8 protein-coding genes are annotated in these 6,479 nt (G+C 56.6%); 6 read left to right on the forward strand and 2 right to left on the reverse strand.

Translation table 11 applies throughout. The features are described 5' to 3' along the window. Positions 1–92 precede the first annotated feature (92 nt). The 3 genes from rho (at position 93) to WBM93_RS03565 (ending at position 2,738) form a co-directional block, all read left to right on the forward strand. The gene (gene rho, locus WBM93_RS03555) at positions 93–1,349 is read left to right on the forward strand and encodes a transcription termination factor Rho (protein WP_424428236.1); all 1,257 of its coding nucleotides are present in this window, start codon (positions 93–95) and stop codon (positions 1,347–1,349) included. 127 nt (positions 1,350–1,476) lie between these two features. Continuing rightward, the gene (locus WBM93_RS03560; protein WP_424428238.1) at positions 1,477–2,205 is read left to right on the forward strand and encodes a YjbE family putative metal transport protein; all 729 of its coding nucleotides are present in this window, start codon (positions 1,477–1,479) and stop codon (positions 2,203–2,205) included. Further along, on the forward strand, positions 2,202–2,738 hold the full coding sequence (locus WBM93_RS03565; protein WP_424428240.1) for an AAA family ATPase: 537 nt from the start codon (positions 2,202–2,204) through the stop codon (positions 2,736–2,738). The genes WBM93_RS03560 and WBM93_RS03565 overlap by 4 nt, the downstream gene beginning before the upstream one ends. On the opposite strand, the gene WBM93_RS03570 is transcribed toward WBM93_RS03565, so the two are convergent. Both WBM93_RS03570 and WBM93_RS03575 read right to left on the reverse strand, forming a co-directional pair. Next, positions 2,735–3,136, reverse strand: a complete 402-nt coding sequence (locus WBM93_RS03570) for a nuclear transport factor 2 family protein (protein WP_424428242.1) — start codon at positions 3,134–3,136, stop codon at positions 2,735–2,737. The genes WBM93_RS03565 and WBM93_RS03570 overlap by 4 nt on opposite strands. Beyond that, the gene (locus WBM93_RS03575; RefSeq protein ID WP_424428252.1) at positions 3,133–3,831 is read right to left on the reverse strand and encodes a dienelactone hydrolase family protein; all 699 of its coding nucleotides are present in this window, start codon (positions 3,829–3,831) and stop codon (positions 3,133–3,135) included. Before WBM93_RS03575 ends, WBM93_RS03570 begins: the two co-directional genes overlap by 4 nt. 132 nt (positions 3,832–3,963) lie before the next feature. On the opposite strand from WBM93_RS03575, the gene WBM93_RS03580 reads away from it, so the two are divergent. From WBM93_RS03580 to WBM93_RS03590, 3 genes are all read left to right on the forward strand, one after another. Further along, a complete protein-coding gene (locus WBM93_RS03580) occupies positions 3,964–4,236 on the forward strand; it encodes a DUF6489 family protein (protein ID WP_424428244.1) in 273 nt (90 codons plus the stop codon). 15 nt (positions 4,237–4,251) lie between these two features. Next, entirely contained in the window at positions 4,252–5,550 is a 1,299-nt protein-coding gene (gene mnmE / locus WBM93_RS03585; RefSeq protein ID WP_424428246.1) for a tRNA uridine-5-carboxymethylaminomethyl(34) synthesis GTPase MnmE, read from the forward strand. Positions 5,551–5,629: 79 nt separating this feature from the next. Then, on the forward strand, positions 5,630–6,479 hold an 850-nt coding region (locus WBM93_RS03590; RefSeq protein ID WP_424428249.1), incomplete at its 3' end, for an FAD-dependent oxidoreductase.

The raw sequence follows: 6,479 nt of genomic DNA on the forward strand, positions 1-6,479 counted from the left end.
GGGCTCAATTTTCATGTACATCGTAGACAGCCATCAGCTGCACACATGCAAAACAAAAAAAATAGCTTCCCAATTTATCTGGATAAACCTCCATGCATTTAAAAGAATTAAAAGAAAAATCGCCCGCCGGCCTCGTCTCGATGGCGGAAGAACTGGGCGTTGAAAGCGCATCAACCCTGCGCAAACAGGATCTGATGTTCGCGATTTTGAAAGAGCTCGCGGATCAGGACGAACTGATCATGGGGCTCGGCACGATCGAAGTGTTGACCGACGGATTTGGTTTCTTGCGCTCGCCGGAAGCCAATTATCTTGCCGGTCCCGACGATATTTATGTCTCTCCCAACCAGGTCCGAAAATTCGGTCTGCGCACCGGCGATACCGTCGAGGGCGAAATCCGCGCACCGCGCGATGGTGAGCGCTATTTTGCGCTGACCAAGCTGACCGCGATCAACTTTGACGAGCCCGATGCCGTCCGTCACCGGGTCAATTTCGACAATCTCACACCGCTTTATCCGGACGAAAAACTGACGCTCGACAGTCTCGATCCTACCGAAAAAGACAAATCTGCCCGGGTGATCGATATTATCGCACCACAGGGCAAGGGCCAGCGCGCGCTGATCGTGGCGCCGCCGCGCACCGGTAAAACCGTATTGCTGCAGAATATTGCCAAGGCGATCACCGACAATCATCCGGAAGTCTATCTGTTGGTCTTGCTGATCGACGAACGGCCGGAAGAAGTGACCGACATGCAGCGTTCGGTGAAGGGCGAAGTGATCAGCTCGACCTTTGACGAGCCCGCGACCCGCCACGTGCAGGTCGCCGAAATGGTGATCGAAAAGGCCAAACGTCTGGTCGAGCACAAGCATGATGTTGTCATCCTGCTCGATTCCATCACCCGTCTCGGCCGTGCTTACAACACCGTGGTGCCAAGCTCCGGCAAGGTTCTGACCGGTGGTGTCGACGCCAACGCGCTGCAACGTCCCAAGCGCTTTTTCGGTGCTGCCCGAAATATCGAAGAAGGCGGTTCGCTGTCGATCATTGCCACCGCGCTGATCGATACCGGCAGCCGGATGGACGAGGTGATCTTTGAAGAATTCAAGGGTACCGGCAACTCGGAAATCGTGCTCGATCGCAAGGTTTCCGACAAACGTATCTTCCCTGCGCTCGACGTCGGCAAGTCCGGCACCCGCAAGGAAGAATTGCTGGTCGAGGACGAGAAGCTCAAGAAAATGTGGGTACTCCGCCGTATTCTCATGCAAATGGGCACGATCGACGCGATGGAATTCCTGCTCGACAAGATGAAGGATAGCAAATCCAACGACGATTTCTTCGACAGCATGAATCAGTAGAACTGCCGGATTGAATCGCATCGGGAACGATTTCGCCAGTCAGACGATTATCAACGGTGGCGTGCCTTGCTTCACTCTTTCTATGATCCTATGCCGGATGTGAACTACTACGGACCCTGTATTTTCCATGATTGAACTTCTTACCATCTTCTCCGTCGCGGCAACCGGCCTGGGTTCGCCTGCCGACATATGGGCTGCGATTGTCCATGATTTCTCGAATATCGGTTCGCCGGCGGCGCTTGCCGCTTTCGGGCAGGTCGTCCTGATCGATCTGGTCTTTGCGGCCGACAATGCGATTGTCGTCGGCGCGTTGGCCGGCGGACTGCCGGCAGACCAGCGGCGCAAGGTGATATTGATCGGAATCGGTGCCGCCCTGCTGCTGCGCATCCTGTTTGCATTGATTGTGGTGCAGTTGCTGCAGATTGTCGGTCTGGTGCTGGCTGGTGGCCTGCTGTTGCTCTGGGTCGGCTGGAATTTTTATCGCGAGATTTTCCACAAAGGCGAGTCCCCAGGGTCGGCGGAGATCATTGGCGACGAGCATAGCGGCATCAAGGCTCCGAGAAGCTTCTGGGCCGCCGTATGGGGCGTGACTGCCGCCGACGTATCGATGAGTCTGGACAATGTCCTCGGCGTGGCGGGAGCTGCGCGGGATCATCCCGGGATATTGGTAGTGGGCTTGCTGTTGTCGGTCGCGCTGATGGGCCTCGCGGCAAATGTCATCGCCAAATATATCGAGCGTTATAAATGGATCGCCTATCTGGGGCTGGCGGTCATCGTCTATGTCGCTGGCAAGATGATCTATTCCGGTCTGATGGGTGACGAGCAGACGATCGGGGTGCTGACGCTGTTCGGGTGATCCTGAACTCGACAAATATTGCGGTAATAACTGGCGGTCCTGGTTCTGGAAAAACAACGCTCTGTGAGAAACTATCTCACGAAGGAATTGCAATTGGCAGCGAGTCCGGACGCGCTGTTTTGTCGAGAACCGATGGTCACGATTTGCGGAAGTCTGACCCGCTGTCCTATTCGCTCGAGATATTGAAGCTGGATATTGAAAAGTTCAGAATAGCCAATTTATCAGTCGAGACCTGGCTGTTTGATCGCGGCTTTCCAGACAATGCGGGATTTCTTGATCTAATGGGTCTGCCGAAACCCAAAGAACTCGATCAAGCATGTCGCGATTGCCGGTATTCAGGCCCCGTGCTTGTCGCTCCGCCGTGGAGGGAAATCTACCATGGCGATCGGCATCGAATACAGGATTGGCAGGAAGCCAAGGCAACTTACGCTGCGATCACCGCTGCCTGGAATGAATATGGTTATGATCTGGTTGAACTGCCTAAAGTGTGCGTCGAAGCGCGTGTATCGTTTGTAAAGAAGCGGTTAGCCTAACCCTTCATTGTCTCCAGCATCTTGCCCATTTCTTCCCAGACCTTGTTGATTGCCTTCAGCGGCCGAACCATGACCTTGAAGTCCTGGATCTTGCCGTCGTCATTCCAGCTGATGATATCGACGCCGTTGACCTGGATACCGTCGAGCTCGAGCGTGAATTCGAGCATCGCCATATTGAGGCTGTCGTCGACAATTTCGCGAACATAGCGGAAGCTGTCGTTGCCGAGGACATTATCGGCGGCTGACAGATAAGCCATGACAAGCCCTTTGCCCGCTTGCGGAGTATGGACGACGGGGGAGTGGAACACCGCATCATCGGCTATCTGCGCGCTGAGCTCTTCCGGGCTTTTGCTTTCCATCCGCGCATGCCAGACTTTGAGATTATCGCGGGCGCTCATGCCAGATGCTCCTTGAAGAATGCTTGGGTGCGGCTGTCCGCGAGTTTCGCCGCCTCGTCATCACGCCGATCGCCAAATTCGGCGGCAAAACCGTGATCAAGGCCTTCATAATCGTGCAAGGTCACCTTGGGGTGATCGTCGAGCCCCGCGTGCATCGCGGCTTGCGCATCGGCGGCGACAAATCCGTCGGCGGTTGGAATATGCAACATCACCTCGTGCGCGATCGCGTGTTTTTCGCCGAGCAGACCGTCGATACCCACGCCATAATAGCCGACGGAAGCCCGGATATCGGTACGGCAGGCCGTCATGAAGGCCAGTCGACCGCCAAGGCAATAGCCGACGCATCCGACCTTGTGATTGCCAATACTGTTCTGGGCATAATGGATCGCCGCTTCGATATCGCGGATTCCCTGATCCTGATTGAATTTTCCCATCAGATCGAGCGCGGTCTTGAATTGTTCCGGTACATCGGCGTCAAGGTCGGTTCCTTCGTGAATCCGCCAGAACAGATCTGGCGCAATCGCGAGATAGCCCAGACTTGCCCAATGATCGCATTTGGCCCGGATGCCGTTGTTGACGCCGAATATTTCCTGGATGACGATGATTGCCGCGGCAGGCTTGCCGTCGGGCTTTGCAATATAGCAGGGAAATTCCGCGCTTCCGCTGAGTGATTTTACTTGTTCCATCGCGCCCATCTTGCCGCTCCTTTGCATCATAGCTTGATTCTTTGGTCACAATATCCCCATATCAGAGGCAGGCAAGGTCGAACATCAACCTGTTGAGCGGAGGGGGAACTTCGCTGCAATGGCGAAACAGAGGAAAATATAATGAAAGTCAGCGTTGAACTGGACTGTACACCTGAAGAGGCGCGGCGATTAATCGGTCTGCCCGATGTCGCGAAATTGAACGAAAGCTACGTCAAGGAAATGTCGAAATTCCTGCAGGGTGCCAATTCGGTCGAGCAATTGCAGAATTTCACCAAGATCATCGCACCAATGGGTGAGGCTGGTCTGAAGATGTTTTCCTCCTTCCTCACCGGCGCCATGGGCGCCGCATCGGGTGGCGGAAAATCTTCATCCGCCAAGAAAAAGACGGACTAGCTGCCGCTTTCAGAGATGTTGTCCGCTGATGATACAATTTTCGCATTGTCCAGCGGACAACCGCCGGCGGCGATAGGAATCCTGCGGATCAGCGGGCCGCGTGCGGGACAGGCGCTGCAATCGCTCACCGGTAATTTACCAAAACCACGTGTTGCTGTACTCTATAGTATCACCAATATGGTTAATAACGAGCTGCTGGATTCCGCGTTATGCCTGTGGTTTCCCGGGCCGAACAGCGCGACCGGGGAGGATCTGGCCGAGATCCATTGTCATGGTGGCCGGGCGGTCATAAGGGCGATTGAAGCGGCACTGGAGCAGATTGACGGTTTGCGGCAGGCGGAGCCAGGCGAATTTACCCGGCGCGCTTTCACCCACGGCAAAATGGATCTGGCCGAAGCCGAGGGTCTGTCCGATCTGCTGTTTGCCGAAACCGAACTGCAGCGCAAGGCGGCAGTGCGCAATGCCGGTGGGGCGCTATCGCGTAAAGTCGATGACTGGCAGCAGCAGATCTTGCAGCTTTCGGCGCAAGTCGAAGCCGAGCTGGATTTTTCCGACGAGGATGATGTCGCCCCGGCACAATCGGCGATAATTCAGAACACGGCTCGTTTGCTGGCTGACGATATGCGCAACCTCTTGCAACGCCCACGCGCGGAAAAACTGCGCGATGGTATCAGGGTGGTGCTCGGTGGTCCGCCCAATAGCGGCAAGTCGACGCTGCTCAATGCTCTGGTCGAACGCGAAGCGGCAATCGTATCCGATATCGCCGGAACCACACGCGACGTGATCGAGGTGCCGATTGGTCTGGGTGGGGTTCCGTTTCTTTTCATCGATACCGCCGGCGTCCGCGAGAGCGGCGCCGAGACTATCGAACAGATCGGCATCGACCGGGCGCACCAGCAATTTGCTGCTGCCGATATTATACTGTGGCTTGGCGAGGAAGGGCAGGGACCGGCCCAAGACAATGTCATCGAGATCAGTTCTCGCTGCGACCATCCGGAGCACAGTCCGAAAGCCGGCGCCGCCTTTACCCTGTCACCGATCAGCGGGCAGGGCATGGACGCGCTGGTCAACCATCTTATTACACGGGCAAAACACATACTTCCCGATGGTGACCAGGTCAGCGTCAATGCGCGCCAGGCCAATCTGCTGTCCGTCGCTTGCGACAATCTGGCAGCGATGATCGACGAAGCGGACTATCTGATTGTCGCCGAACATCTGCGGATGGCCCGCAAGGCGCTCGACGAGATCACTGGCAAGGCAAGCACCGAAGATATGCTCGACGGCCTGTTCGGGAAATTCTGTATCGGCAAATGATTGTTCCACGTGGAACAACGCCCAGACACTGCACCGGTAGATTTTGACCTGCAAACGCGCTTGAGCTATGGGCCGCGCCATGAACCGTGAATTTGACATCATTGTGGTTGGCGGAGGCCATGCCGGTTGCGAAGCAGCGGCTGTGGCCGCGCGCATGGGCGTGTCGACCGCACTGGTCAGTTTCTCCCGCGACACTATCGGGGCGATGTCCTGCAATCCGGCAATTGGCGGTCTCGGCAAGGGCCATCTGGTGCGGGAGGTCGATGCGTTTGACGGGCTGATCGGACGGGCGGCCGATGCCGCCGCGATCCACTATCGCATGCTCAATCTTTCCAAGGGCACGGCGGTACAGGGGCCACGGGTTCAGGCCGATCGCAAGCTCTACAAGGCAGCGATCCACCGCATGCTCGACGCGCAGGATGATCTGACGATCGTCGAGGGCGAAGTTGTCAGTCTGATCATCTCGGAAACGCGGGTCAGCGGGATCGTGATGGCGGACGGATCTTCTATTCAAGCACGGGCCGTTATCCTGGCGACTGGAACATTTCTCAACGGGAAATTATTTCGCGGCGAGGAACGGCTCGAGGGTGGACGGACAGGCGAGGCCGCTTCGGTTTCACTGGGTCAACAGATCCGCAATGCCGGATTGCCAATCGCCCGTTTGAAAACCGGCACGCCACCGCGCCTCGACGGCCGCACGATCAATTGGGCAGCCTTGCCCGAGCAGCCATCCGATGATGATGCCTGGACGATGTCGCCGCTGTCCAAGGGGCGAACGGTAGCGCAGACGTTCTGCGCTGTCAGCCGGACCAATGCCGCGACCCACGAGATCATCCGAGGTTCGCTTGACCGGTCGCCGTTATTCAGCGGCGCTATTGACGCGCAGGGCCCACGCTATTGCCCGTCGATCGAGGACAAGATCCACCGCT

Source organism: Parasphingorhabdus sp., assembly GCF_049667325.1.
Classification (GTDB): domain Bacteria; phylum Pseudomonadota; class Alphaproteobacteria; order Sphingomonadales; family Sphingomonadaceae; genus Parasphingorhabdus.